Annotated in this window: 23 protein-coding genes; 12 read left to right on the forward strand and 11 right to left on the reverse strand. The window is 36.6% G+C overall.

The features are described 5' to 3' along the window. Positions 1-77 precede the first annotated feature (77 nt). The gene (gene hxpB, locus ACHZAX_RS17280) at positions 78-731 is read left to right on the forward strand and encodes a hexitol phosphatase HxpB (protein WP_320019967.1); all 654 of its coding nucleotides are present in this window, start codon (positions 78-80) and stop codon (positions 729-731) included. Here the strand turns inward: hxpB and ACHZAX_RS17285 are convergent. The 6 genes from ACHZAX_RS17285 to hpt all read right to left on the reverse strand — a co-directional run bounded on the left by ACHZAX_RS17285 (position 718) and on the right by hpt (position 8297). Beyond that, positions 718-1230: a shikimate kinase gene (locus ACHZAX_RS17285; RefSeq protein WP_101308046.1), complete on the reverse strand. Its 513-nt coding sequence runs from the start codon at positions 1228-1230 to the stop codon at positions 718-720. The two genes, hxpB and ACHZAX_RS17285, sit on opposite strands and share 14 nt — an antisense overlap. 48 nt (positions 1231-1278) lie before the next feature. Next, positions 1279-3879: a DNA gyrase/topoisomerase IV subunit A gene (locus ACHZAX_RS17290; protein ID WP_320019968.1), complete on the reverse strand. Its 2601-nt coding sequence runs from the start codon at positions 3877-3879 to the stop codon at positions 1279-1281. Between the two features lie 50 nt (positions 3880-3929). Beyond that, positions 3930-5762: a DNA topoisomerase IV subunit B gene (locus ACHZAX_RS17295; protein WP_101308044.1), complete on the reverse strand. Its 1833-nt coding sequence runs from the start codon at positions 5760-5762 to the stop codon at positions 3930-3932. A 380-nt stretch (positions 5763-6142) separates the two neighbouring features. Beyond that, on the reverse strand, positions 6143-7132 hold the full coding sequence (gene obgE, locus ACHZAX_RS17300; RefSeq protein ID WP_320019969.1) for a GTPase ObgE: 990 nt from the start codon (positions 7130-7132) through the stop codon (positions 6143-6145). Between the two features lie 16 nt (positions 7133-7148). Beyond that, a complete protein-coding gene (locus ACHZAX_RS17305; RefSeq protein ID WP_320019970.1) occupies positions 7149-7754 on the reverse strand; it encodes an adenylate kinase in 606 nt (201 codons plus the stop codon). Further along, on the reverse strand, positions 7755-8297 hold the full coding sequence (hpt, locus tag ACHZAX_RS17310) for a hypoxanthine phosphoribosyltransferase (RefSeq protein ID WP_101308041.1): 543 nt from the start codon (positions 8295-8297) through the stop codon (positions 7755-7757). Positions 8298-8591: 294 nt separating this feature from the next. Between hpt and purE the strand changes: the two genes are divergently transcribed. The 4 genes from purE (at position 8592) to ACHZAX_RS17330 (ending at position 12845) form a co-directional block, all read left to right on the forward strand. Continuing rightward, positions 8592-9098, forward strand: a complete 507-nt coding sequence (gene purE, locus ACHZAX_RS17315; RefSeq protein ID WP_101308040.1) for a 5-(carboxyamino)imidazole ribonucleotide mutase — start codon at positions 8592-8594, stop codon at positions 9096-9098. Positions 9099-9384: 286 nt separating this feature from the next. Further along, positions 9385-10197, forward strand: coding sequence for a PorV/PorQ family protein (locus tag ACHZAX_RS17320; RefSeq protein WP_320019971.1), 813 nt, complete (start codon positions 9385-9387; stop codon positions 10195-10197). A gap of 99 nt (positions 10198-10296) precedes the next feature. After that, a complete protein-coding gene (locus ACHZAX_RS17325) occupies positions 10297-12246 on the forward strand; it encodes a helix-hairpin-helix domain-containing protein (RefSeq protein WP_320019972.1) in 1950 nt (649 codons plus the stop codon). Between the two features lie 125 nt (positions 12247-12371). After that, positions 12372-12845, forward strand: a complete 474-nt coding sequence (locus ACHZAX_RS17330; protein WP_101308037.1) for a PaaI family thioesterase — start codon at positions 12372-12374, stop codon at positions 12843-12845. A 2-nt stretch (positions 12846-12847) separates the two neighbouring features. On the opposite strand, the gene ACHZAX_RS17335 is transcribed toward ACHZAX_RS17330, so the two are convergent. Next, the gene (locus tag ACHZAX_RS17335; protein ID WP_320019973.1) at positions 12848-13753 is read right to left on the reverse strand and encodes an RluA family pseudouridine synthase; all 906 of its coding nucleotides are present in this window, start codon (positions 13751-13753) and stop codon (positions 12848-12850) included. Between the two features lie 362 nt (positions 13754-14115). Here ACHZAX_RS17335 and ybaK point away from each other — a divergent pair, with 362 nt between their 5' ends. The 6 genes from ybaK (at position 14116) to ACHZAX_RS17365 (ending at position 19003) form a co-directional block, all read left to right on the forward strand. Next, positions 14116-14604, forward strand: a complete 489-nt coding sequence (ybaK, locus tag ACHZAX_RS17340; RefSeq protein ID WP_320019974.1) for a Cys-tRNA(Pro) deacylase — start codon at positions 14116-14118, stop codon at positions 14602-14604. Next, complete coding sequence (locus ACHZAX_RS17345) at positions 14601-15239, forward strand: HAD family hydrolase (protein ID WP_320019975.1); 639 nt, start codon at positions 14601-14603, stop codon at positions 15237-15239. The genes ybaK and ACHZAX_RS17345 overlap by 4 nt, the downstream gene beginning before the upstream one ends. Before the next feature lie 51 nt (positions 15240-15290). Then, complete coding sequence (locus ACHZAX_RS17350) at positions 15291-15944, forward strand: DUF5020 family protein (protein ID WP_101308033.1); 654 nt, start codon at positions 15291-15293, stop codon at positions 15942-15944. A 24-nt stretch (positions 15945-15968) separates the two neighbouring features. Then, positions 15969-17291 (forward strand): NCS2 family permease, encoded by a 1323-nt coding sequence (locus ACHZAX_RS17355; protein ID WP_320019976.1) that lies wholly within the window; start codon positions 15969-15971, stop codon positions 17289-17291. Positions 17292-18132: 841 nt separating this feature from the next. Further along, entirely contained in the window at positions 18133-18441 is a 309-nt protein-coding gene (locus ACHZAX_RS17360; RefSeq protein ID WP_320019977.1) for a hypothetical protein, read from the forward strand. After that, positions 18431-19003, forward strand: a complete 573-nt coding sequence (locus ACHZAX_RS17365) for a hypothetical protein (RefSeq protein WP_320019978.1) — start codon at positions 18431-18433, stop codon at positions 19001-19003. The genes ACHZAX_RS17360 and ACHZAX_RS17365 overlap by 11 nt, the downstream gene beginning before the upstream one ends. A 98-nt stretch (positions 19004-19101) precedes the next feature. Here the strand turns inward: ACHZAX_RS17365 and ACHZAX_RS17370 are convergent, their stop codons facing one another. From ACHZAX_RS17370 to lipA, 4 genes are all read right to left on the reverse strand, one after another. Next, on the reverse strand, positions 19102-20334 hold the full coding sequence (locus ACHZAX_RS17370) for a uracil-xanthine permease family protein (protein WP_320019979.1): 1233 nt from the start codon (positions 20332-20334) through the stop codon (positions 19102-19104). 226 nt (positions 20335-20560) lie between these two features. Continuing rightward, positions 20561-22270, reverse strand: coding sequence for a single-stranded-DNA-specific exonuclease RecJ (gene recJ, locus ACHZAX_RS17375; RefSeq protein WP_320019980.1), 1710 nt, complete (start codon positions 22268-22270; stop codon positions 20561-20563). Between the two features lie 23 nt (positions 22271-22293). Then, a complete protein-coding gene (lipB, locus tag ACHZAX_RS17380; RefSeq protein WP_156195645.1) occupies positions 22294-22998 on the reverse strand; it encodes a lipoyl(octanoyl) transferase LipB in 705 nt (234 codons plus the stop codon). Continuing rightward, positions 22991-23902 (reverse strand): lipoyl synthase, encoded by a 912-nt coding sequence (gene lipA / locus ACHZAX_RS17385; RefSeq protein WP_320019981.1) that lies wholly within the window; start codon positions 23900-23902, stop codon positions 22991-22993. The genes lipB and lipA overlap by 8 nt, the downstream gene beginning before the upstream one ends. Positions 23903-24389: 487 nt before the next feature. Here lipA and lysS point away from each other — a divergent pair, with 487 nt between their 5' ends. Continuing rightward, complete coding sequence (lysS, locus tag ACHZAX_RS17390) at positions 24390-26111, forward strand: lysine--tRNA ligase (RefSeq protein WP_320019982.1); 1722 nt, start codon at positions 24390-24392, stop codon at positions 26109-26111. Positions 26112-26133: the final 22 nt, after the last annotated feature.

A 26133-nucleotide genomic window follows, 5' to 3' on the forward strand; every position in this document is an offset into this window, starting at 1 on the left:
TAATCAGATGTGATTGCTGCCTTCTCTATCGTATACTTAAAATAAGTATTTTTGCAAGCTAAATGTAAAATGTAACTATGATTAAAGCAGTAATTTTTGATATGGATGGTCTTTTGATTAATTCAGAACCATTCTGGCAGGAGAGTGAAACAAAAGTATTCTCTTCACTTGGACTTGATGTTAACAATAAAATGTTTGAACAGTTCATGGGAAAAAGAATAGACGAGGTAGTTGAAGTAATGTATAAAATGACGCCCTGGAATCATGTTTCGAAAGAGAAAGTTACAGAAGATATTGTTGAAAATGTTATTCGTTTGGTATTGGAAAAAGGAGCTTGTTTGGATGGCGTGAATAAAACTCTGAAAAATTTACAACAGGCTTCCTTTAAAATTGGACTTGCCTCATCCTCGAAAATGAGAATTATCTCAGCTGTTTTGGAAAAACTACAACTTCAAGATTATTTCGAAGTAGTTCATTCGGCCGAATTTGAAAAATATGGAAAACCACATCCACAGGTTTTTATAACAACAGCGGAATTACTCGGCATTCATCCTTCAGAATGTGTAGTTTTCGAAGATTCTTTAAATGGCGTAATCTCTGCTCTTGCAGCAGGTATGAAATGTATTGCAGTTCCTGAGAAAGATGCCTGTAATTTTGATAAATTTATCATCGCAAATAAAGTTCTTGGTAGTTTGAATGATTTTGAGATTCCTCAACTTACGGATTTATAATTGGATCTAGAATTACGATAAAGTCTTCTAATTCCAAGTTACCAGAGACCATTTTATACTGTGCCTTTTCGTAAAAAGGCATTCTGGTCTTTAAATGCCTTACTATGTAGTCCAGAAGTTCATCCTGTGAGAAATTTTTCACCAAAGGACGCTCGGTATCTGAGTTCGTAATTCGCTCCCGAAGCAACGAAGGACTGCATTCGATAAACAAAGTAACCCCCAAGCGATTCATCTCCTCCATGTTGTTGTTGAAACATGGAGCTCCGCCACCGGTAGCTACAATAAGATTTTCTGTATCGGAAATTGATTTCAGTGCATCATGTTCCCGTTGCCGAAAACCTGATTCTCCGAATTTTTCGAAAATTTTTGGGATCGTTAAATTCTCTCTCTTTTCAATCAGAGTATCAAGATCTGCAAAATGAAAACCATAATGAGCCGCAATCATCTTACCCCAGCGTGATTTACCACAACCCATATATCCAATCAAAAAAATCTTCATTTCAAAATTTTAAATAAATCAAGGAATAAGAATTCGCTGAAAAGAAAATTAATCTTGATTATTTTCATCGTTATCATCAACCTCAACGCCTTCAACATCTTCAATATTTTCATCTTCCTCTTCGCGAGGTAAAGGCTCAATTTCTTTGATTTCAGAAATTTCGTAAATTGATAATCTTTTTCCTCTTGCTTTGTATGATTTTACACCTATAAACTCATCTCCATCTACAATTTCATTAGGCCGGTCTTCATTTTTGCCACCATATGAAATTTCGAATCTTGGATACTGCTCATCGGTTAAGCAAACAAGTCTGTTAGCAGGATTTTCACCTAAGAAACTTACCTCTTTACCATTTCCTTCCATGGTAAAGCGTTTTAGGTAGTAATAATCCTGATCAGCATCAAAAAAGACAGCAGACCAAATTTTTTCATCGTCGTATTTTTCAATAATACTGATGTTATCAGGATAGTGATTGCTTAAATCGAAGCTTGTAAAATGAAACGATGATGCTCTTGTTACAACAAGAATTTTGTCATCTCCTGTAAATTCGCCAATAAAATCACCTCTTTGATCTGTATTTATACGTAAAACATCCGGATCAAACCATATTTTTCGTCCCCCCAAAGTAGAAACCCCTTCTTGTTTCAGAGTAATCTTATGAACATCATTTCTGGATAATATATTCCCCATTGAAGCTCGTCCCTTAACAGCCAATTCAGCAAAATCAAATTCAAAAACTGTTTTTTTCAAACGAGCCTTTGGCTTTAAAACAACGCGAATAACTTCAGCCTCACCATTTGGATTCGCACTAAAGTACAGAATTCGTGAACCATCGGTAGATTTGGTGATATCGTACTCCTTGTCACGAGTAATACTGGTAACAGAAAAACGTTTTACGTAAGAGTTTCCAGCCTTGCCATCCCGATAAGCTACATTATAAATAGTTCTTTTATCGTTCTTTCTGAACACTGCAATGTGCAGCAGGTTCTTTCCAACAAAACACTTATCAGCAACCTTGGTCACAAAATAAGTACCGTCTTTTCTAATCACAATAATGTCATCGATATCAGAACAATCACAGATGTACTCATCCTTCTTCAGACCTGTTCCAATAAAGCCTTCCTCTCTGTTAACGTATAATTTTTCGTTGGCAACCACTACTTTGGTTGCTACAATATTTTCGAAACTTCTAATTTCAGTTTTTCTTTCCCGCCCAATTCCATATTTTTTCTTTATGGATTTATAGTACCTGATTGTGAAAGGAATAATATTTGCCAAATGAACTTCGATTTCCGCTATCTCATCTTCAATAGATTGAATAAAATCCTTGGCTTTATTAATATCGAATTTAGAAATTCTTTTAATTTTAATCTCAGTCAACCGTACAACATCATCACGGGTTACAGCACGCATTAAGTGTGCCGTAAAGGGTTTTAAACCAGTATCGATGGTTTCAATAACCTCTTCCCATGTTTCACACTCCTCAATGTCCCGATAGATTCTGTTTTCAATAAAAATTCGCTCCAAAGAAGCATAATGCCATGACTCTTCGAGTTCATTTTTGCGTATTTCAAGCTCGAGTTTCAGTAAAGCAACCGTATTATCGGCAGCCCGTCTTAAAATTTCGGCAACACCAATAAATTTCGGTTTATCATTCTCAACAATACATGAATTGGGAGAAATAGAAATTTCACAATCTGTAAAAGCATAAAGAGCATCAATGGTATTATCAGAAGAAATACCATTGGCCAAATGAATCTGGATTTCTACAAATTCAGCCGTATTGTCATCAATCTTTTTGATCTTAATTTTCCCTTTATCATTTGCTTTGATAATGGATTCAATTACGCTTGATGTTGTTTTTCCAAATGGGATTTCCGTGATTTTAAGAGTCCGGTTATCGAACTTTTCAATTCTAGCTCTCACTTTCACCGCACCACCACGCAAACCATCATTGTAACGGCTTACTTCAACCAATCCAGCTGTTGGGAAATCCGGATAAAGTTCAAACTCCTCACCACTCAGGTAGGACACACAAGCATCAATTAATTCGTTGAAATTATGTGGTAAAATTTTGGATGCCAGTCCAACCGCAATACCTTCTACCCCTTGCGCCAATAATAATGGAAATTTTACCGGAAGCGTTATTGGTTCTTTGTTACGCCCGTCGTAAGATTGTTTCCAATTGGTTGTTTTTGGATTAAAAAGAACCTCCAAAGCAAATTTGGATAAACGTGCTTCAATATATCTTGGTGCAGCGGCAGAATCACCGGTAAGAATATTTCCCCAGTTTCCCTGCATATCAATCAACAAATCTTTTTGTCCCAGCTGAACCAGCGCATCTCCAATTGAAGCATCGCCATGAGGATGATACTGCATGGTGTTACCAATAATATTGGCTACCTTATTGTATCGCCCATCATCCAGTTGCTTCATGGCATGCAAAATTCTTCTCTGAACAGGCTTTAACCCATCATTTATATAGGGTACAGCTCGTTCTAAAATCACATAGGATGCATAATCCAGAAACCAATTTTGATACATCCCTGAAAGATATGTCACATTCCTCATTGTTTCGGAGTGCACGCCATTCACATCATTATCCATTTCCTCTGGGATTTCCATACCATTTGTCTCGTCGTTACTCATAGAGGTATTTGGGTTTATTTAGTTCTAAAAAATCGATTGATGAAATTTGCTTAAAGCTCATCTCTTTCAATATGAAGATTACCGATGATAAATTCTTGTCTTAAAGGAGTATTTTTTCCCATGTAGAATTCCAGCATGTCCGGAACAGAATCATCTTTCTTCATCACAACAGGATCAAGCCTGATGTCTTTACCAATAAAGTGTTTAAATTCACTTGGTGAGATTTCACCTAAACCTTTAAATCGGGTTATTTCAGGGTTAGCACCAACACTTTTCATTGCCTTCACTCTTTCCTCTTCGGAGTAACAATAATGAGTTATTTTTTTATTCCGAACGCGAAACAGCGGTGTTTGTAAAATATACAAATGTCCGCTTCTAACAACATCAGGGAAAAACTGCAGAAAGAAAGTAATCAACAACAAACGAATATGCATTCCATCTACATCGGCATCGGTTGCAATAATCACATTGTTATAGCGCAGACCTTCCAATCCATCCTCGATATTTAATGCTGCCTGCAACAGATTGAATTCTTCATTCTCGTAAACAATCTTTTTCGTTAATCCATATGTATTTAAAGGTTTCCCTTTTAAACTAAAAACAGCCTGAGTATTTACATCCCTGGATTTGGTGATTGATCCACTTGCCGAATCTCCCTCGGTAATAAAAAGAGAAGCTTCTGATTTTTGTTCGTGTTTTGTATCAAAATGAACCCGGCAATCACGTAATTTTTTATTGTGTAAGCTGGCTGTTTTTGCTCGTTCTTTGGCAATTTTTTTTATGCCTGAAATGGCCTTTCGCTCTTTTTCTGACTCAATAATTTTCTGGAGAATAGCCTCGGCTACACTTGGGTTTTTATGCAGATAATTATCCAAATTAGAAGTCACGAAATCCATTATAAAATTCCGAACAGACGGTCCTTCCGGACCTATATCTTTAGAACCCAATTTTGTTTTCGTTTGTGATTCAAAAACCGGCTCCTGTACTTTAATACTAATTGCTGATATAATAGAAGTCCTGATATCTGATGTATCAAAATCCTTTTTAAAGAAATCCCGAATCCCTTTCACCAAGGCTTCTCTAAATGCAGCAAGGTGAGTTCCCCCTTGCGTTGTATGCTGTCCGTTTACAAAAGAATAGTACTCTTCGCCATACTGTCTGCCATGGGTCATAGCAACTTCGATATCCTCACCTTTCAAATGAATGATATCATATAATCCTTCCGAATTCATATTCTCATTCAAAAGATCAAGCAATCCATTTTTCGAAAAGAATCTTTGACCATTAAAGTAAATAGACAGTCCTGCGTTTAGATAAACGTAGTTTTTAAGCAGTGTTTCTATATATTCCGAAATAAACCGATAATTTAAAAACAACTCCTCGTCAGGATGAAAAACAATTTTCACACCATTTTTTTCCTCGGTAGGCTGAATGTCATTTTCCTCAACAAGAACACCTCTTGAGAAAACAGCTTTCTTAACCTCTCCTTCGCGAAAAGATTCAATAATAAACTGATCGGACAAGGCATTTACGGCCTTTATCCCCACTCCATTAAGACCTACGGATTTTTTAAATACTTCAGAATCGTATTTTGCTCCTGTATTCATTTTAGAAGTTACATCAATTAACTTCCCTAGGGGAATACCCCGGCCAAAATCACGAACAGTTACGTTCCTGTCTGTAATACTAACTTCGATTGATTTGCCCACTCCCATAGCAAACTCATCAATTGAGTTATCAATTACTTCTTTCAATAAAATATAAATACCGTCATCATGAGAAGATCCATCGCCAAGTTTCCCGATATACATACCAGGGCGTTTGCGAATGTGTTCTTTCCAATCTAATGTGCGGATTGAGTCTTCAGAATATTTTGCAGTCATGAAAAATCGCGTTTTTACAAATATAGTTAAAAGAACCATTCGTTAGGAAGTAGTTTATCAACAGCCTGTTGAAATGCCCTTACTTAAAGCAATATTCCGGAAATAAAGCCATTCCTATTTCCCTAAAAATCAATGAAAAAAGATATTGCAATACCCAGTAATTCAGAACAAACACAAATAAAATTCAATCTAAAAAACTTAATTGTATTGACTATTGCCTTTTTTTTTAGTTTTGCTAAATCAAAAGAAAGACAAAGGAATAAAGAAAATAAACACTGGAAGAATTGAAAACAATGCAAAATTACTGATGTAAAAAAAGCTTCTTTCTCATCAGTAATTGGAGAAAGAAGCCCTAAGTTATTTTAATGCTGTAAAAGCTATTACTCGTTAATAGCTTTCCAAAGCATATCTTTTAATTCGGTAAGTCCTTTTTGAGCCACTGAAGAAATAAAAACATGAGGTATTTCAGGTAAATCCTGTTTCATCTCATCAATCAACTCCTGATCCAACATATCTGATTTTGTAATTGCCAGCAATCTCTGTTTGTCCAGAAGTTCCGGATTAAACTGTTTTAGTTCGTTCAACAGAATTTTGTATTCATTATGAATGTCGTCGCTATCGGCAGCTACCATAAACAGAAGAACCGAATTTCTCTCAATGTGCCGTAAAAACCGCAATCCAAGTCCACGCCCTTCGTGAGCACCTTCAATAATACCAGGAATATCTGCCATCACAAATGAGCGATTATCACGGTAAGACACGATACCTAAATTAGGAACCAATGTGGTAAAAGGATAATCAGCAATTTTAGGTTTTGCCGCAGATACTACAGAAAGCAAGGTAGATTTACCTACACTTGGAAAACCAACTAAACCAACATCTGCAAGAACCTTTAATTCTAGTATTACCGGTCGTTCCACTCTTTCTTCTCCGCTTTGAGCATAACGAGGTGTTTGATTTGTTGAAGATCTGAAATTCCAGTTTCCAAGACCTCCACGACCACCTTTCACTAAGATTTTCTCTTCACCATCTTCGGTTACATCAAAAATAACTTCACCGGTTTCAGCATCGCGGGCAACAGTACCCAATGGCACCTCAATCACCTTATCCCCTCCTTCCTTACCTGTACTTCGGCTCTGTCCACCATCGCCTCCATCACCAGAAAAGACGTGGCGACTGTATTTTAAATGCACCAGAGTCCAAAGCTGCTTGTTTGCACGTATGATAACATGTCCTCCCCGGCCACCATCACCACCATCCGGTCCACCGGTCATTGTCAACTTATCCCTGAAAAGGTGAGTTGACCCGGCACCTCCTGCACCCGAACGACAAAATATTTTTACGTAATCAACAAAATTAGACCCAGCCATAATATATATTTTTAATCTATTGTACTTCAACAGGAACTAATTGTCCCGCTAAACATTTTTCCAGCAATAAGCTAATTCGTTCAAGTACATCATCTAATGATCCTATTGCATCGAGAGAGTGATATACACCTTTTTCTTTATACCGCTTTGCAATCGGAGCAGTAACATCTTCATAAATCCGAAGGCGTTTTTCAATTACTTCTCTTCCTGAATCATCCGGCCGACCGGAAGATTCGCCTCTTTTTAAAAGCCGTTGAATTAATTCTTCTTCTTCCACTTTTAATTCGATAACTATATCAACAACACTGTCCCTTTTAGCAAGCATTCCGTCAAACACATCAATCTGACCTTCGTGACGCGGCATGCCATCGTATACAAAACCCTTTGCTTCTATATTGCTGTCTAAAAATTTCTCAACAATTCGATAAGCTAATTTATCCGGAAAAAAATTTCCTCCATCAATCAATCTTTTCGCTTCCAATCCTTCGGGTGTTGCCTGCTTAATTTCTTCTCTGCACACATCGCCTGTAGAAAGGTGAATCAACCCATATTTTTTCTGAAGCAACTTAGATTGAGTTCCTTTTCCCGAACCTGGAGGTCCAAACAAAACAATGTTCAACATTTACTTTTCAATTACAGTATACACATCCGGAAGGTTTCTACCCATTCCATCGTAATCCAATCCTCTTCCAACAATAAAATCATTCGGTATTTCCATACCTACGTAATTTAATTTCACATCACGAATCAAAGCATCTGGTTTAAACAACATGGTTGCAATCAAAACTTCTTTGGCTTCGTAATCTTTAATTTGTTCCAGTGTATTTGTGATCGTAATTCCTGTATCAACAATATCTTCCAACAACACAACCGTTCTGTCTTTTAAATCTTCTGTAAAACCCATTAGTTTTTTCACTTTCCCAGTTGTTCCCATTCCATCGTATGAGGACAATCTCATAAAAGTAATCTGAGCATTTTCAACAGTTATCTGCTTCATCAAATCTGATGCAAACATGAAAGAACCATTTAAAATACAAATAAATAAAGGATTGGTCCCAGCAAGATCCTTATTCATTTTTTCAGCCATTTCGGCAATTACATTGTCAATATCCTCAGAAGGAATAGACACTCTAAATTCTCGATCCAGAAGTTTTACAGTTTTCATTGATTCAATTTTTGTCTTAGTTGTCCGATTTCCCCCAACAAGATTTCCCTTGAAATATCGGGCGTTTAAGGCAATGCCCTAAAATATCGTAAAATAAATATGTCTCACTCTAAAAAAACAGAAATAAAAAATGTTCCAATTCCACAGTGCTACATACATATTTTTTTTTCAATTTTACGTTTGAAAAAATAGTCAACAATGCAAGCAACATTGGAATTAAAACAATTCCTTAATTTTTGCTGCAAAAGTACAATTTTTTGTCATTTTATTTACCAAATCCACGAATAAAACCATATGAAAGCAAAAGTAAGTATCATAATGGGAAGTACATCTGACCTTCCGGTTATGGAAAAAGCCGCCAAAGTCTTAAACGACTTCAAAATCCCTTTCGAGATTCATGCATTATCTGCTCACAGAACACCTGAAGAAGTTGAAAAATTTGCCAAAGGAGCATTCGATCGTGGAATAAAAGCCATTATTGCCGGAGCAGGAATGGCAGCACATCTGCCTGGTGTAATTGCTGCAATGACACCAGTACCGGTAATTGGAGTACCAATCAATGCATCCTTAGATGGTATGGATGCGCTTTTAAGTATTGCTCAAATGCCTCCGGGAATTCCTGTTGCAACAGTTGGCATTAACGGTGCTATGAATGCAGGTATTCTTGCCGGACAAATGCTTGCCATAGGGGATAGCGAATTACAAAAAGATGTTATCGCGTTTAAAGAAAGTCTTAAAGAAAAAATCGTTAAAGCGAACGAAGAATTATCTTCTGTCAAATACGAATTCAAGACCAATTAGGAAACAAAATAAAAATTTAAAAATAAAACCACAAAACATAATTCTATTTTGTGGTTTTTTTTATTATATTTATCACCGATGTAATTCTGATTAACATTTAAACAATGCAATTCAGCTTATAACAAACAATCAGTGCTTATAAGATCACACAATTACTATTTTCAGCAATAATATTATTTCATAGATTCAAGAGTATCAATACATTAAAATTATTTCGAAACAGATAATGATCATAAGAGAAAAGGTGTTCATTTACTCTTTCTATGACTTGGACAATAATCTCAGGATGAAAAAAACGTATCTGCTTCTTCTTCTTTTACTCCCAATTCATTTATTCGCATCAAATGAAAATCATTTAGCTGGTGCCCGCTCGCATGCAATGGGAAATTCAAGTGTTGCATTATTAGATATTTGGGCAGGTTTCCACAATCAGGCAATACTGGCAAAATTGGATGAAAAATCTTTTGGAGCGTACTACGAAAATCGGTTTGAAGTAAAAGAACTAAGCACGAAAGCATTTCATTTTAACTATCCGACTCAACTGGGAACTTTCAGCATGACTTATACACAATTTGGTTTTAATCTATATAAAGAAACCAAAATTGGTATCGCTTATTCCCGTGCTTTAGGGAAACACTTTTGGGCAGGATTGCAATTTGATCAAATCCGACAAGAATTGAATCAATCCTACGGATCACAGAGCAAATACACATTCGAAGCTGGAATTCTCGCAGAAATATTTCCTGATATTTACTTAGGCTTTCATATTTTCAACCCAAGTCAAACAAATTTCACCACTGCAGATTATGAAGATAAAATTCCCTGTACTGCAAGATTTGGTCTTTCGTGGAAGTTGTCCGATCAAACGATTATCACCTCTGAAATTGAAAAGGATTTGGATCATGATATGAGAAGCAAATTTGGCATTGAATACGAAATAACTGAAAAAATATCTCTACGCGCAGGAGTCTACAATCATCCGAATTCAATCAGCATGGGAATGGGATTTTCTTTTAAAATTGTGAAAGCCAACATTTCCTTTTCCCGGCATCCGGTGTTGGGTTATACTCCTTCGGCTGATATCAATATAACCTTTTAGTTTGTGCGCATGAATTCCTCAAAACATTTAATAATCCTCTTGTGTTTACTTTGCTGCGCACTAATAACCAAATCACAAAATACAGCGTCACAAAATGATTTGATTGAAAATTTAATTGAATCAATTGCAGAACAAAGCGAAGAAGATTTGGATTACTCGAATCTGCTCGACGAATTAAACATCCTTTTAACTGATCCAATAAATTTAAATAGTGCGAATGAAAGTGATCTTAACAAGCTGTTTATTCTCAATAAAAATCAAATCGCCAATTTCATTAAATACAGAGAAAGTACCGGCCAAATATTTAGTCTTTATGAATTACAGCTAATACCCGGATTTTCATCGGAAACTATTCGAACCATTGCTCCATTTGTTAGTCTAAAACAAATGGCACAAGACACTCTCAGCAGAAGAAAAAAAGCAAAGCACATTCTACTTTTAAAATCAGAAAGAACAATTGAGGAAGAAAAAGGCTACACTACTGAAAATACAAACTCAAGATATCTTGGAAACCCATGGAAATATTATTCGCGCTACCAATATACATCTCCTGAAAAAAATGTCTCTTTTGGTTTCACCTCCGAAAAAGACAAAGGAGAACCGTTTTTTGAAGCAAAAAATAAGAATGGTTTCGATTTTTACTCAGCCTACATTCAATACAATTCCAAAGGGATTTTAAAACAAGTAAATCTTGGTGATTATCAGATCAAATTTGGACAAGGACTGAGCATTTGGTCTGGATTGGGAGGTGGCAAATCCTCTTTAACAACCCATAACGCATATAAATCTCAAGGAATTAAAAGCTATAAATCTACTGATGAAAACCAGTTTCATCGTGGCATATCGTTACTATTAGAACCTCTTAAAAATGTAAATTTTGCGCTGTTCACCTCCTACAAAAAGAAAGACGGCACTCTTCAATCCGATTCCATAAAACCTTTTATATCCAGCATTGTAAACACAGGCTTTCATAGAAATTCCAGCGAATTTGAAAAAAAACACAAATTGGAAGAAATGATTTTTGGCTCCTATTTATCAGCCAATCTGAAAAAGATAGAACTGGGAATATCTTTTCTGCAATCTAAATATACACCTGAAATAAAAGGAACCGATGCTGCTTACAATTTTTACGGCCTTAAGGGAAGTGACAACCGTAATATTAGTCTTTACTACGAAACTCAATTTCGATCGATACACTTATACGGAGAAATAGCTCAAAGCAAATCCGGAGGCAAGGCCCTTTTGCAAGGGGCAAATATACAGGCTCACCCACAGCTTAACTTCGAACTGATCTACCGAAAATACGATCCGGATTATCATGCCTTATTCTCGAATGCATTTGCAGAACAAAGTAAAACTCAAAACGAAGAAGGTTTTTACATGGGCGTAGAATTTCATCCTTATCCAAAATGGACGCTAAAAGCTTATTACGATCAGTTCGAATTTCCATGGCTGAGATATTCAGCCAACTCGCCCAGTGAAGGACATGAATATTTCTCACAACTTGAATTTACTCCTAACAATTCGGTTTCGGTTTATTTTAGGTACAAGCAGGAAAGCAAACCAGAAAACGACAGCTCAGGTGTTATCAAAAGTCTGGTCGACCAGAAGAAAAATCAATACCGTCTTCATTTATCGGCAAAACTGAATGAGAATTGGGAAATTAGAAACCGAATTGAAATCTCACAATACCAAAAGGAAAATATCATTGAAAATGGTTATCTCCTTTATCAGGATTTAATCTATCACTTTACAAACAAACCTATTTCCCTGAATCTTCGTTACGCTTTATTCGACACAGATTCTTTTAATTCGAGAATTTACGCGTACGAAAATGACATTCTTTACGCCTACTCCGTGCCCGCCTGCTATCTAAAAGGAAGTCGTTTTTACATCAATTTTAACTGGGAATTAAACAGGCATCTTAAATTATACGCGAGATATTCTCAAACAAAATATTCCAACCAAACAAGCATAGGCTCCGGCAATTCAGAAATCAATGGCGACACAAAATCAGAAATCAAATTACTCCTCAAATTTCGTTTTTAAGACCGATAATTAAATGAATTGCACGACAAGTTTGTTGCACTCCTTCGCTTTGTTCATTTATACATCGGCAATAATTTCGCAATTAAAGAATCCTTTCTTACTTTCGAACCCCAAATTCAATAAGCATGAAAAAAATAATCAATCCTTATATTGAAACCGAAAATGGAAACTGCTTTGGCTGCTCCTCAAAAAATGAACAAGGTTTGCAAATGGAATTCTTCGAAGATGGCAATTTTATTGTCTCACACTGGAATCCGAAAGCTCATTTGTCGGGTTTCAAAAATGTATTGCACGGAGGAGTTCAGACTACAATTCTTGATGAAATTGCTTGCTGGGTAGTATTTGTAAAATGCCAAACCAGTGGAGTAACCACAGCCTTAAATGCAAAATTCAGAAGCTCTGCTTTTACAGATAAAGGATTGCTGACAGTGCGGGCTCAATTGATTTCTCAAGAAAAGAAATTTGCGAACATTCATGCAGAAATATTGGATGAAAATGGAAAAGTCTGCTCTGAAGCCGAGGTACAGTATATGATATTTCCTCCTGAAATGGCAAAGAAAAAGTTTGGGTATCCAGGAATCGAAGCATTCTATGAGTAAAATTACACCAGATTAAAATCGTCTTTGTATTTCTCCCATCGTTTTTCTTCCATCTCCATAAAACGGCCGAACTTATAAGGTGGATCTATCGATATATCCATCTTCTCGTTTGTAACCGGATGATGAAACTGAAGCCCTGTTGCGCACAGGAACAATCCTTTCCTGCGCAAAATCTCACCTTCACTTCCATATAGTTTATCACCCAAAATTGGAGTTCCCATTCCTGCCATATGAATTCTCAACTGATGAGTTCTTCCTGTTTTTGGAAACAAATGAACCATATTTAAGGTTTGATTGCGAATCGAATTATTTCTTTGAATCACCTGAAATGAACTAACCGCATCCTTACCATCAACAGGCATATCAACCTTACCTTTATCAGGCAAACTGCCGATAACTACTGCTGTATATTGCTTGCTGACAGTTCTATTTTCGAATTGCGCTCCTAAGCACTTAATTGCATGGGATGTTTTTGCTATCAATAACAATCCACAAGTAGGATTATCCAAACGATGAACCGGACGAAAAACCGTCAAAGCATCAATACATGTTGAAAGCTTTAAATTAAACGGCAAAGTATTCTGTATAGTACGAAATAAATTTCCACTTACCGAAATGCCGGCAGGTTTATTAATCACAGCAATATGCTCATCTTCATAAATTACCTCGAGTTCCAATTCAAATACCTTTGCCGGAGGCAATTCCAAATCACACATGTCAATTCGTTGCCCTGATTCTACCCACAAACCAGTTTTTGCAACAACTCCATTCACCAGTACCATCCCCTTCTTTATTGCCTTTTTCATTCCCTGATGAGATGAAACTGAAACAAAAACAGAAGGAGCATAATCCTGCAAACGAATATCGCCTATACCCTCTGGAACAATATGCGTTTCGATTACTTTCACAATATTTTAGTATAAGTTTCTATACCTGAAAGATAAAACAAAATCAGGACAGTATTTGCCTTAGATCGACACCCGATAAAAAATTGTCATAATTCTGTAACAACACGATTCAAACACCTAATCTGCTTTCTCTTAAATATGTAATTTTAATTCTTAACAAATTAAAACAATACTATTATTTCCTCCTGCAAACCTTTGTTTCTGACAAATATCAGTTTTTTAATGAGCAGACAAAAAAGTTTTTAATTTTGAAATTTAAAAATTTTACTACTTTTGCGCCTTATTATAAAGGCATCATCTGGGAAACTGGTAGTTTCCAGTAAAAAAGCAATTGTTTTTTTAACTGGCCAAAAAACAAAAGGATGAAAAAGACAAATGCGGCCCGCATTTTAGATCGGGCAAAAATTGAATACGAAATTATCGATTACGATGTGGATCCAATAGAATTGGGAGCCGAACGCGTAGCTGAAAAAACAGGTCAGCATATTCAATTTATCTTCAAAACACTTGTCCTTACCGGAGATAAAACTGGCACAATTGTCGCTTGCATTCCCGGAGCCTCCGAACTTGATCTTAAAGCATTCGCAGCTCTTAGCGGCAATAAAAAATGTGCAATGGTTCCCATGAAAAATATTCAGGAACTAACAGGCTATATTCGTGGTGGCTGTTCTCCGCTGGGAATGAAAAAAGATTATCCTATCTTTATGGATATGAGTGCTCTTAAGCTTGACTACGTGTTAATCAGTGCCGGAATCAGAGGCAAACAACTAAAGCTAAATCCACATGATCTGCTAAAAGTATCAGGTGCAGTAACCGGAGCGATAGCTACCCTAAAATCCCAAACTACATGATAAAAAATAAAGCGATTATTTGGGATTACAACGGAACACTTTTGGATGATCTGTCGATAGGACTTAAAAGTATCAACGAAATGCTGATAAAAAGAGAGCTTCCTATATTAAGCAAGGAAAGCTATAGAGACGTTTTTACTTTTCCGGTAAAAAAATATTACGAATCTGTTGGATTCAATTTTGAAAAGGAAGATTGGGACATGGTTGCAACAGAATTTATCTCCAATTACAAATCCTTACTACCTGAATCAAGCATATTTCCTGAAGCTATTCAGCTTCTTTCCCATTTTTCGTCCTTAGGTAAAAAACAATTTATCCTGTCGGCAATGGAACAGAACATGCTGAACGCTTCGGTTGCAAGTGAAAATATCAGCAATTTTTTCTCCGAAATTTCAGGCATTGATAATATTTACGCCAGTTCGAAAATTAAGAACGGAATAAAAATGATCGAAAATCATCAGCTTACTCCGAAAGATGTTTGCCTGTTTGGTGACACGACCCACGACTACGAAGTTGCTCAGGAATTAGGCTGTAGTTGTATATTAATTGCTGCAGGTCATCAATCCATCAAAAAATTAAAAGAGACAGGTTGCCCTATTGTGGTCAATCACCTTAACGATATTATAAAGAATTAAAACAACCATTTTTAGTAACTACTATTTTCAAACCTAAACAATCATTTTAAGATGAAAAAATTACTTGTAATCTTCGCTGTTCTGGCTTCCTTCGCAGTGAATGCTCAAAACTTTCAGTTGCACCGCGATTTCGACAGAGATCAATTCACGTCTACTTTCGAAATGTTTAAAATGGACAAATGGGGTAACACGTTTACTTTCGTAGATTTTGATTACGATGCAGAAAACGGAATCAACCAAGGTTATTTTGAGATTGCCCGTGTATTAAAAACAGAAAAAATGCCTTTCGGTATTCACATTGAATACAATGGTGGTGTTGGAAATGCAGAAACTCCAATTGGAGATTTTGGGTACACAATTAACAACGCATGGATTTTAGGTTTAAACTATGCAAAAGGTGGTGCAAAATCTGGATTCTCAACTTATGCAGGTTACAAAGCAATTAAAAATGCTGACGAGGCTAACTTCCAAATCACTGGAACATGGTATGTAAACTTCTTAGAAGGTAAAATGACTTTCTCAGGATTTGCAGATCTTTGGACTGAAAACGGTTTATCTGATGACACTGTATTCTTAACTGAGCCTCAGATTTGGTACAACGTTTCTAAAAACTTATCTCTTGGTAGTGAGGTAGAGATCTCAAACAATTTTGCCGGTGACGATTTTAAAGTTCGCCCTACTTTAGCTGTAAAATGGAATTTCTAATCGAAAAACTAATTATAAACAACCATGTTAGATAAATTTTTTAATATCACCGGGCAAGGTTCAAACATGAAGACAGAGATTGTCGCCGGTTTAACCACTTTTGCCACTATGGCCTATATTTTGGCTGTAAATCCATACTTTCTCTCCGTTGCAGGAATGGATTATGGTGCTGTAATGACTGCAACTGCATTATCTGCAGTGATTGCTACATTAGTTATGGCATTGGTTGCTAAACTTCCTTTTGCTTTGGCTCCGGGAATGGGACTAAATGCCTTTTTCGCATTCACCGTATGTGGTGTAATGGGATGCAGCTGGCAGTTAGCTCTTACCGCAGTATTTGCAGAAGGTATCATCTTTCTTTTACTTACGTTCTTTAACGTTCGCGAAGCCATCATCAACTCAATTCCTACCAATATTAAACATGCTATTTCGGTAGGTATTGGTTTGTTTATTGCTTTTATCGGATTAGCGCATAAAGATGTTGCAATTATTGTACAAGGACAAGGAGTTCCTGTTCACTTGGGAAATCTTCATTCTGCAGGGGCATTGCTTTGTATTTTAGGCATCATTGTAATTGGTATACTTTTGGTTCGTAACGTAAAAGGTGCAATTTTAATTGGACTTCTTGCTGTAACTGTTGTTGGATTGATTCCAGGATTAGATGTTACCAGCCTTCCTAAAGATGGTGGTTTAGTTAGTCTTCCTCCATCATTAGAGCCTATCTTTTTCAAATTTGTAGGATTTGAGGAGGTTCTATCCTGGAAGTTTGTTTCGATTCTATTCGTTTTCCTTTTTGTAGATATGTTCGACACTGTTGGAACTCTTGTTGGTGTATCTTCAAAAGCAAATCTTTTGGATTCAGAAGGAAGAGTACCACGTGTTAAGCAAGCTCTTTTTGCTGATGCTATTGGTACTACTGTAGGTGCAGTATTGGGAACATCAACTGTAACAACTTACGTTGAAAGTGCTGCCGGTGTAGCCGAAGGCGGAAAAACTGGTATGACCTCATTGGTTGTGGCATTCATGTTCTTTCTGGCCTTATTCTTCACGCCGCTTTTCACAATGATTCCTGCAGCTGCAAGTTCATCAGTTCTTGTAATCATCGGTATTTTCATGATGAGTCCAATCACAAAAATTAACTTTGATGATTACTCAGAATTCATTCCTGCTTTCCTTACCATGATTATGATGCCTCTTGCATACAGCATTGCAGAAGGTATTGCATTCGGTATGCTTTCCTATGTAATTTTAAAAGTACTAACTGGTCGTTACAAGGAACTAAACATTGCAATGATTTGTATTTCCTTTTTATTTGTACTGAAATACATTTATAATATTGGTGAGTAATCGCAGTTTCTCATATTCTAAAACCCTTTTCACTCTTAGGTGGAAAGGGTTTTTCTTTTGCCAAAATTCCGGATCGGATCAAACCAGTTTCAGCAATAGCAAAATTCTATTACATCCTCTTGTCAACCATTCCCCCACCGTAATAATGCAAGTTTTTTTTTTGATTTCGAGAACAAACACCAACCCCCCTCTAAATTATGGTTGTTAAAGGTATTAGTCAGCCGTTTACTTTGAAAAAGATCCTTCACTACCAATCGAAATGATTTTTTAGTTGAAAAATCACCTTGAATGACCGATCAGAACAAAATCGACCTTGAAAAATGACTTTGCACAACAGTTCATTCGAATTTTCAGTTGGTAAATTAACCGCACTATCAGTAGAGGCGATTTTTTAATTGAAAAATCGTCTTGCATAACAAGCAATGTTAAAAGTCATCTTGAAAAACGGCTTTGCTCATCAATCAAGTTGATTTTTTAAGGCCAAAAAGGACTTTGCACAACGTGCAAACACATTTACCAAAACTCAAACTCTCAATATTTCTTGTTTACTCTCATTTTGAGATTCCCGATATTGGAACAGAGGATTTTTGTGCATATTCTCAAACCCATCAAAGAGCTCAATCAATTCTCAAAACCATGTAAAACATTTACAATTCAATCAGTCTAAATGCCTAATTCAACAAACTCTACCTCAAAGTGAATTCATCACACGGGCACAACAAACATCATCTGTTTACACCATAAATTTCATCATTCAAGCAAACAATAGTGATGTTAGTCAAAACAATTTTATTCTTTCCTCGTAAAAAACAACATGTTACATCCAAATTAAGCTGAAGATATGAGAACGAAAATATTCTTAGGTTGGGCATTTCTTATTATACCAGGAATAATTTCCTGTTCCACATCGGAAGAAGATATGAATATGGAGATTCAAATTACCAATTCTGTGAATATTGAAGAAAATGCGATGGTGAACTGCATTTTAGAAGACCTTCTTTGCGAGGTGGAAAAAAATGTGATTGCAACCGATTATGGCACAAAGACGAAAGACAACACCAAAAGAGATTCAATTCCAGTTATTAAAGTAAGCGGTGACGATGAACCTCAAACTTCCACAAAAACAATAAGTATCAACTATGGATCATAGTAATCATACCGATCATCTGGGAAGATTAAAGCGTGGACAAATACACAACGAAATTACAGGAAGATACATGACGAATCAGACTCTTCAATCTATTCATTTCGAAGAATTTTGTATTAATAATTTAAAAATAGAAGGTCGTATTGAAATTACATCAAGCGGTTTGAACGAATTTGACCAACTTAGCTTCACTATTTCATACGACAGTATTGTTTTCACCTCTTCAAACGGATTACAATACAGCATATCAGGTACTAAAACAAAAGAATGGATTGACGGATACAGCACCCCGGAAAACCCATGGGATGATCAATTTCTGGTTTCCGGTGAATGCCATGGAATCAATTCTGAAAACAGGGAATATCATTCAAAGATATCAACACCATTGTTAATAAGTCGCTCGTGCGAGTTCATTTTAGCCGGCGAAACTGAATTTCAAGTAGAAAATGAATCGGTATTTTATAGTTTTGGAGATAGTATGTGCGATAATAAGGGATGCTACATCCGAAATGGCGAAACAAATAATTTTGAATTTGGAAGATATTCTTTTAGAGAAAAAAAGTAAACCCATAAATTTCTTGATGCATAAATGGTAATTTAGTTAGTATCAGACAAGAAAAGCCCCAAATTGGGGCTTTTTATTTATATCATTGAGATTTTTATTTATTTTTCCTTGCTTCCTTTTATTGGCCTGGAAGTATCTGGTAAAATTAAATTCAATATAACTCCTACCAAAGAAGCAAGACCAATTCCTGCTAAGGAGAAAGTTCCATATGAAATTTGTGCTCCACCAATTCCTACGGTTAGCACAATAGAAATAATCACCTGATTTCTGGTTTTTGAGAAATCTGTCTTGGCATCAATTAATGTTTTGATTCCAATACTGGCAATCATACCGAACAACAGCAGCATAATTCCACCCAAAACGGCTTGTGGAATTGTTTTAAGAAATGCACTTACTTTTCCGATAAGGGAAAATACTACTGCCGTAATTGCAGCAATTCTCAATACTCGCGGATCGGTAACTTTAGTTAATGCTATTGCTCCGGTTACCTCAGAATAAGTTGTATTTGGTGGTCCGCCAAAAAATCCAGCGAAAGCTGTTGCAATACCATCACCAAGCAGAGTTCTGTGCAAACCCGGATCTTTAACAAATTTTTTATTTGCCACTCCACCAATAGCATACATATCACCTACATGTTCTATAATCGGGGCAAAAGCAACAGGAAGCATATATAATACAGCTCCCCAGTTTAATTCCGGACGAACAAATTCTGGCAACGCAAACCATGCAGCATCATTAATCGACGTAAAATCAACTTTTCCTAATACTATAGAGAGAATGTAACCAACAATAATTCCCACAAAAATAGGAATCAGCTTAATCATTCCTTTGCTGTAAACCACAATTAAAACTGCAGTTAATAAGGAAACAGAAGAAATAATCCAATTCGTTTTTGCCATATTTACAGCAACAGGAGCCAGCGAAAGACCAATAATCATGATTACAGGCCCCACCACAATAGAAGGAAATATTTTCTCGATTACGCCTAAGCCCCAAACTTTTATTATTGCAGAAACAACGCCATACACCAAACCAACGGCAATTAAACCCGAAAGAGCTCCCGGCAAACCATACAATTCCGTAGCGGCTACAATTGGGGCAATAAATGCAAAACTACTACCCAAAAAAACAGGAACCTTACCTTTTGTGATTAAATGAAAAATCAAGGTTCCGATTCCTGCTGTAAATAATGCGACTGATGGGTCAATACCGACTAATAACGGGACAAGGACTGTTGCGCCAAAGGCAACAAATAAGAACTGAATCCCGATAATAATTCTTTTCGCGGGACTATCAAAGTTCGGTGTGCTGGTTTCTTGAGACAGGATCATAAAATAGGTTTAGATTTTTTACAAATTGGCGCAAATATAGCAAGGATGCCTCGAAGAACAAATCCGAATAGTTGTTTTTAAAGAAGCTCTCTTTATGACGATCATGTTCAACATTCAATAAAACCAAGTGTTTCAAACACTCAGGTTATCGAAATAAAACAATCAAAAAAAATGGAAATAAATTAATGAGCGGGAAGAAGCCAATTCCTGATAAATCTAAAATTATTTAGAACTTGATATCACGAACCATTAACTGAGTTTCAACTTTTCCCATGTACTCATTCTCCTGAAGTGAGTAACAGACATCAAATGGAACACCACTCGAAATTTTAGGATACAAATTCCCCATTGAAAAAGCAATACCTGCTTTTACATCTCCTTCGCGAATATCGTCAACAACTGAAAGTTTAAGATGCTCCTTATTTCTTCCTACCGGACGACTATAACCGTAATCGAGAACTTGTTCGCTCACAAAAACCGGGGTCATATTTTTTGGCCCGAAAGGCTCAAACTGTTTAATAATCCGGAAAAATTTAGGTGTAATATCAGATAATTTTATATTTGCATCAATCTTAACCTGAGGAACTAACATATCTTCTGAAATGTTATTTACCACATAATCTTCGAAACGTTTTTGGAACTCTCCAACATTCTCTATTTTCATAGTTAAACCTGCAGCATACTTGTGACCACCAAAGTTTTCCAGTAAATCACTGCATTCCGAAATTGCATTGTACAAATCAAAACCGTCAACCGAACGAGCACTTCCAGTAGCAAAACCATTCGATTCGGTAAGAATTACTGTTGGTTTATAATAATTCTCAATCATTCGAGAAGCAACAATACCAATCACTCCTTTGTGCCAGTTCCGATCAAAAAGAACAGTGCTTTTTTTAGCAAGCAACGCGCTGCTTTTTGCAACTCTTTCCAACGCTTCATCCGTAATACTATGATCCAATTCTTTGCGGTCTTCGTTCATCACATCAATTGTATCTCCTATTAATATGGCAGATTCCTCAGTATCAGCAATCAGCAATTGAACTGCCCGGTTGCCCGATTGAATTCTTCCGGCAGCATTAATTCTTGGGCCAACTTTAAAAACAATATCGTTTACTGTCAGATCTTTGTCAACTCCGGCTAAATTTAATATTGTTTTCAGTCCTAATCTCGGAGAATTATTTAGTTGTATCAATCCAAAATGGGCCAACACTCTATTCTCGCCGGTAATTGGGACAATATCCGAAGCTATACTAACAGCCAATAAATCCAGTAATGGCATTAACTCCTCAAATGGCCATCCCATTTTCTGAGCCAATCCCTGCATTAATTTAAAGCCAACTCCGCAACCCGATAACGCATCACAAGGATAATCGCAATCCAATCTTTTAGGATCGAGAACTGCAATCGCCTCTGGCAAAATATCGCCTGGTGTATGATGATCGCAAACGATAAAATCGATGCCTTTTTCTTTCGCGTATGCAATTTTACCAACGGCCTTAATACCGCAGTCCAATGCAATGATCAATTTAAAATTGTTATCCGCGGCGTAATCAATCCCTGCTGTCGAAACGCCGTAACCTTCCGAGTACCGGTCAGGAATATAATAATCTATAAAATCGAAGTGTTTTTTAAGATAAGTGTAAACAAGAGAAACAGATGTGGTTCCATCAACGTCATAATCACCATAGACCATAACTCTTTCTTGTTTCTGAATTGCTGTCTCTATTCTTTCAACAGCTTTATCCATATCTTTCATTAGGAAAGGATCGTGCAGATCATCGAGGCTGGGACGAAAAAACTTCTTTGCCATATCGAATGTAGTAATCCCACGCTGCACCAGCAAATCAGCGACTAAACGGTCAACACCAAGTGATTTCATAAGTGTTATAACCGTTCCTTCATCTCCCGGCTCATTGATTACCCATCTCTTTTCCATATTCTAGAATTTGGCTAGCTAAATTAGTCAATTTCAAGCGTCATATCAAACAGTTTAGTGATATGGCTCTTCAAATTATGTTTTACTTCTTCAATATCAAGCTCTTTGCCCAATTCTTTTTTTAAGGATGTTACTCCTTTATCAACAAATCCACACGGATTGATGTACTCAAAATATTTTAAATCGGTATTTACATTAAAAGCAAAACCATGCATGCTTACCCATCTGCTGATTCGCACACCAATAGCACAAATCTTGCGAACAGTAGGTTTCCCTACATCCAACCAAACTCCTGTCGCTCCTTCCAGCCGCGTTCCAACAATTCCATAATCGGCAATACAATTAATAACAGCTTGCTCCAGAGTTTCGATGTATTTTTTAATTCCCATATCGTAGGTTTCCAAATTTAAGATTGGATACCCAACAATCTGTCCCGGCCCATGATAGGTAATATCACCTCCGCGATTAATTTTATGAAAAGTTGCCTCTTTTGCCTGCAGCTGCAGCAAATCAAGAAGCATATTTTGTTCTTTCCCGCTTTTCCCCAGTGTATATACGTGCGGATGTTCGCAGAACAACAAATAATTGTTTGATAATTTTTTCTGATCAGCCGGAAGATCGGCATTAGCCTGCTTGGATGTCAGAACCTCATTAAACAGGTTCTCCTGATAGTCCCATGCTTCTTTATAATCAATCGATCCCAAATCGCGAAATACAGTCTTAATCATCTTTTAAACTCCTTTTTAAGTTTAACGCATTTACATGACGTTCTGCATGATACGAAGAACGCACCAAAGGTGTACTTTCTACAAATGCAAAACCTTTTTCCAAACCAACAGTCTCATATTTTTTGAACACCTCCGGAGTAATGTATTCCTGAACTTCCAAATGATTTTTTGTTGGCTGCAAATACTGACCAATTGTCATGACTCTGACTCCTACCTCAAGCAAGTCATCCATTACCTGATAAATCTCTTCTTCTTTCTCGCCCAAACCAAGCATTATTCCCGATTTAGCAACTATTCCCGAATCTGAAATTTGCTTTAACACTTTCAGACTAAGATCGTATTTAGCTTTGCTTCGAACTTCACGGGTTAATCTTCGAACCGTTTCCAAATTATGAGAGATCACCTCCGGATTCATATCAATCACTCTTTGAATGTCCCCCTCTTTCCCATTAAAATCGGGGATTAAAACCTCAAGTGTGGTTTCCGGAGTAGTTTCTTTTATACATTTTATGGTTTCTGCCCAAATTCCAGATCCTCCGTCTTCCAAATCATCCCGGTCAACAGAAGTTATTACAGCATGTTTTAAGCTCATTAGCTTAATAGAACGAGCCAATCTTTTGGGTTCTTTCCAATCTGCCTCAAGTGGCTTTCCTGTTGGAACGTTGCAAAATTTGCAGGCACGTGTACAAATATTTCCTAAAATCATAAAGGTAGCAGTTCCATTTCCCCAACATTCTCCAACATTCGGACATTTCCCGCTCGAACAAATAGTATGCAATCCATTCTCCTTTACTATTCCATTCACGTATGCATAATCGTCACCCTTTGGCAACTGTATTTTCAACCAATCTGGTTTTCTTCTTGTCTTCATTTTACTACTGCTTAATTTTTCCTGATGATTCAAAACGCTTTAGACTCTTTTCATCAACAATTTATAACTGATCAAAACACCACAAATAATCAATTGATTTTCAGCAACAAACACTACAGCAAAATTTGATTCCTAAATAAAAATAAATCCACGCAAAGGTATTCGAAACATTTCAACTTTGCATGAAATACCTTATATTTTTGCCTCTTTCGTGAATGTTTCGTTATATTTATTCAATCTAAATACCATTAATTTCATGCAATATTACCAATTATATTTGTCTTTACAATGGCATTTGAAACAACACATTTTTCGATTAAGAAATAGAAAAATTCACCAGTAAAGAAAATAAGCTTTCTTTTTAAATCTTTTGTAAACCCCCTAAGCTGGCAAACACAATCAATTCTCATACTTTTAATCGGCGCAATCAGCATTAAATCCAATAAGTAAAGCTGTTGAAATTAATTATTTGGACAGATTATATTATCTTTGCACCCGAATAAACTTTATTGAGATTAAGATGAATGCGTTAGAACTTAGTGAACAAGAAATCATTAGAAGGAATTCCCTTAAAGAAATGCAGTCTATGGGTATCAACCCGTTTCCTGCGGCACAATATCATGTAAACAGCTTTTCTTCAGATATTCTGAAAGATTTCGATCCTGAAAAGAAGAACCTTCAAGAGGTTTGTATAGCAGGTAGAATCATGAGCAGAAGAATTATGGGTAAAGCTTCCTTTCTTGAACTTCAGGATTCGAAGGGAAGAATACAGGTTTACATTACAAGAGATGATATCTGCCCGGGCGAGGATAAAACCCTTTACAACACAGTATTCAAAAAACTGACTGACATTGGTGATTTTATTGGAATTAAGGGTTACGTATTTGTTACTCAGGTAGGTGAAACTTCGGTTCATGCAACCGAAATGACAATTCTTTCAAAATCTATTCGTCCGCTTCCTATTGTTAAGGAAAAAGATGGAAAAGTTTACGATGCTTTCAGCGATCCTGAAATGCGTTACCGTCAGCGGTATGTTGATTTGGTAGTAAACCCGGCTGTTAAAGATGTTTTCCTGAAAAGAACGAAAATCATCAACTCGATGCGCGAACTTTTCAACAGCAAGGATTATTTAGAGGTGGAAACACCAATCTTACAGGCTATTCCCGGTGGTGCTTCTGCCCGTCCGTTCGAAACACATCACAATGCATTGGATATTCCTCTTTACATGCGTATTGCCAACGAACTTTATCTGAAAAGATTGATCGTTGGGGGATTCGACGGAGTTTATGAGTTTGCGAAAGATTTTCGTAACGAAGGAATGGATCGTACTCACAATCCGGAATTTACAGTAATGGAAATCTATGTTGCCTATAAGGATTACAACTGGATGATGGACTTTACTGAAGAAATGATTGAAAAAATTGCGATGGATCTTCATGGCAAAACCAAATTGACTGTTGGCGATAAGGAGATTGATTTCAAGCGTCCTTTCAAACGTATTTCAATGATTGATTCCATTCTTGAGTTTACAGGAATTGACATCAATGGAATGGATGATATACAACTTCGCGAGGTTTGTAAAAAACTGAATATCGAAGTGGATGAAACCATGGGAAAAGGAAAATTAATCGATGAAATTTTTGGTGAGAAATGCGAAGGAAATTACATTCAGCCAACTTTCATTACCGATTATCCTGTTGAAATGTCTCCTCTTTGTAAAAAACACAGAGACAATCCGGAATTAACCGAGCGTTTCGAGTTAATGGTGAATGGAAAAGAGCTTTGTAATGCTTATTCGGAGTTAAATGATCCTATTGATCAGTTGGAGCGTTTTCAGGAACAAAACAAATTAAGTGAAAAGGGTGATGATGAAGCCATGTTTATTGATATGGACTTTGTTCGTGCTCTTGAATATGGTATGCCTCCTACATCTGGAATGGGAATTGGTATTGATCGGTTAACCATGTTGATGACCAACTCACAATCAATTCAGGATGTATTGTTCTTCCCGCAGATGAGACCTGAGAAGAAAGCTGCAGTTGACAGTGATGACAAATTTGTTGCATTAGGGATTGCTCCTGAATGGATGCCAATAATTCGTAAAGCAGGATTCCAAACTGTCAGCGCTTTAAAGGAAGAGAAGTCAACAAAACTTCATCAGGATATTTGTGGCTGGAATAAAAAGCTAAAAATGGGATTAAAAAACCCAAGTCAGGAAGAAGTAGCAGAGTGGTTGTCTTAATTCCTGCTTTAAAATATTTTCA

Origin of the sequence: Labilibaculum manganireducens (assembly GCF_963665805.2) — a bacterium.
GTDB classification, from domain to species: Bacteria; Bacteroidota; Bacteroidia; order Bacteroidales; family Marinifilaceae; genus Labilibaculum; species Labilibaculum manganireducens.

What these genes read in the sequence shown, in the direction of transcription:
- ACHZAX_RS17370 (WP_320019979.1), bottom strand. Translation starts at nt 20,334, where the DNA reads ATGATCCTGTCTCAAGAAACCAGCACACCGAACTTTGATAGTCCCGCG.
- hxpB (WP_320019967.1), top strand. Translation starts at nt 78, where the DNA reads ATGATTAAAGCAGTAATTTTTGATATGGATGGTCTTTTGATTAATTCA.
- ACHZAX_RS17360 (WP_320019977.1), top strand. Translation starts at nt 18,133, where the DNA reads ATGAGAACGAAAATATTCTTAGGTTGGGCATTTCTTATTATACCAGGA.
- ACHZAX_RS17305 (WP_320019970.1), bottom strand. Translation starts at nt 7,754, where the DNA reads ATGTTGAACATTGTTTTGTTTGGACCTCCAGGTTCGGGAAAAGGAACT.
- ACHZAX_RS17320 (WP_320019971.1), top strand. Translation starts at nt 9,385, where the DNA reads ATGAAAAAAACGTATCTGCTTCTTCTTCTTTTACTCCCAATTCATTTA.
- obgE (WP_320019969.1), bottom strand. Translation starts at nt 7,132, where the DNA reads ATGGCTGGGTCTAATTTTGTTGATTACGTAAAAATATTTTGTCGTTCG.
- ACHZAX_RS17350 (WP_101308033.1), top strand. Translation starts at nt 15,291, where the DNA reads ATGAAAAAATTACTTGTAATCTTCGCTGTTCTGGCTTCCTTCGCAGTG.
- ACHZAX_RS17290 (WP_320019968.1), bottom strand. Translation starts at nt 3,879, where the DNA reads ATGAGTAACGACGAGACAAATGGTATGGAAATCCCAGAGGAAATGGAT.
- lipB (WP_156195645.1), bottom strand. Translation starts at nt 22,998, where the DNA reads ATGATTAAGACTGTATTTCGCGATTTGGGATCGATTGATTATAAAGAA.
- ACHZAX_RS17345 (WP_320019975.1), top strand. Translation starts at nt 14,601, where the DNA reads ATGATAAAAAATAAAGCGATTATTTGGGATTACAACGGAACACTTTTG.
- ybaK (WP_320019974.1), top strand. Translation starts at nt 14,116, where the DNA reads ATGAAAAAGACAAATGCGGCCCGCATTTTAGATCGGGCAAAAATTGAA.
- recJ (WP_320019980.1), bottom strand. Translation starts at nt 22,270, where the DNA reads ATGGAAAAGAGATGGGTAATCAATGAGCCGGGAGATGAAGGAACGGTT.
- ACHZAX_RS17330 (WP_101308037.1), top strand. Translation starts at nt 12,372, where the DNA reads ATGAAAAAAATAATCAATCCTTATATTGAAACCGAAAATGGAAACTGC.
- ACHZAX_RS17295 (WP_101308044.1), bottom strand. Translation starts at nt 5,762, where the DNA reads ATGACTGCAAAATATTCTGAAGACTCAATCCGCACATTAGATTGGAAA.
- purE (WP_101308040.1), top strand. Translation starts at nt 8,592, where the DNA reads ATGAAAGCAAAAGTAAGTATCATAATGGGAAGTACATCTGACCTTCCG.
- hpt (WP_101308041.1), bottom strand. Translation starts at nt 8,297, where the DNA reads ATGAAAACTGTAAAACTTCTGGATCGAGAATTTAGAGTGTCTATTCCT.
- ACHZAX_RS17365 (WP_320019978.1), top strand. Translation starts at nt 18,431, where the DNA reads ATGGATCATAGTAATCATACCGATCATCTGGGAAGATTAAAGCGTGGA.
- lysS (WP_320019982.1), top strand. Translation starts at nt 24,390, where the DNA reads ATGAATGCGTTAGAACTTAGTGAACAAGAAATCATTAGAAGGAATTCC.
- ACHZAX_RS17355 (WP_320019976.1), top strand. Translation starts at nt 15,969, where the DNA reads ATGTTAGATAAATTTTTTAATATCACCGGGCAAGGTTCAAACATGAAG.
- ACHZAX_RS17285 (WP_101308046.1), bottom strand. Translation starts at nt 1,230, where the DNA reads ATGAAGATTTTTTTGATTGGATATATGGGTTGTGGTAAATCACGCTGG.